Annotated in this window: 1 protein-coding gene; it reads right to left on the minus strand. The window is 50.9% G+C overall.

What is annotated here, in order from left to right:
• A partial coding sequence (locus K5Q73_RS21240) for a hypothetical protein (protein ID WP_220766185.1) occupies positions 1-1,174 on the minus strand: 1,174 nt, incomplete at both ends.

Here is a 1,174-nt window from a genome sequence, read left to right on the forward strand (position 1 = left end):
TTCTCCTCTCTCTTTCCCCCTCTTTTCTTCTTCTTCCCTCCCCTTTTTTTCCCCCTTCTCTCCCTCCTCCCCTCTCTCTTCCCTTCCCCCTCTCTTCTCCCCTCTTCTTTCCCCCTTTTCTTCCCCCTCTTCTTCTTCTTCCTTTTCTTTCCCTCTTCCCCTTTCTCCCCTCTCCTCCCCCTCTTCCTCTTCCCCTCCTTTCTCCTCTTTTTTCTTCCTCTTTCCTTCTCCCCCCTCGCTCCCGTTCCTCTTTTCGCCTGGTTCTGCTTGCCGCTCTGTCCTGTGGGTTCCCTCCTGTCAGCCTTAATCTCGCTTTTCTCCCCTCTTTTTTCTCCTCTTTTCCCCCTTTCTTTCTTTTTCCCCCTCTTCCCCTTCTCCTCCCTCTTCTCTGCCCTCTTTTCCTTGTCTCCTCTCCTCTCCCCTCTCCCGCGCCGCTCCTTTCCCCCTCTTGGGTGGCCCGCCTCCCTCCTGCTCCCCGCTCTTCTCCCGCCCCGCTGGCCTCTCCCCTTTTCCTTTCCTCTTTTTTCCTCTTTTTTTTCTTTTTCTCTCCTTTTCTCTTTTTCCTCTCTTTTTTTTCCCTTCTCTCTCTCCTCCTTTCTTTCCTCTTTCTCTCTCCTTCTTCCTTCTTTTCCTCTCTCTCTTTTTCTCCCCTTTTTCCTCTTTCCCCCCTTTTCCTTCCCCCTCTCTTCCCCTTCCTTCTTCTTTCTCTTTTCCTCCTCCCTTCCCTTCTCCCTCCTCTCCCCCCTCCTCTTCTCCTTCTTTCCCTCCCTTCCTCTCCCTCCTCTCTTCCCCTTCTTCTTTTCTTTTCCCTTTCTCTTTCCTCCTCCTTTCTCTTTCTCCCTCTCTTTCTCTCTCCCCCTCTTCCCCCTCTTTTTTCCTTTTTTCCTCTCTTTCCTTTTCTTCCCCCCTTCCTCCTTCCCCCCTCTCTTCCTCTTCTCCCTTCTTTCTTCCTCCTCTTCTTTTTTCCCTCCCTTTCCCTTCCCCCTTTCCCTCTCCCTTTTTTTCCTTTTTCCTTTCTTTTTTTCCTCCCCCCCTTCTGTTCTCCTCCCCCTTTTTTTTGTCTTTCTGCTTCTTCCCGTTTTTTCTCTCCCGCTCTTTCTCCTTCCCTTCTTTTCCTTCCCTCTTTTCCCCCCCCTTTCTTCCCCCTTTTTTCTTTCCCTTTTCTCTTCTTTCT

It is taken from the genome of Shewanella sp. MBTL60-112-B2 (assembly GCF_019655055.1).
In the GTDB taxonomy this organism is placed as follows: domain Bacteria; phylum Pseudomonadota; class Gammaproteobacteria; order Enterobacterales; family Shewanellaceae; genus Shewanella.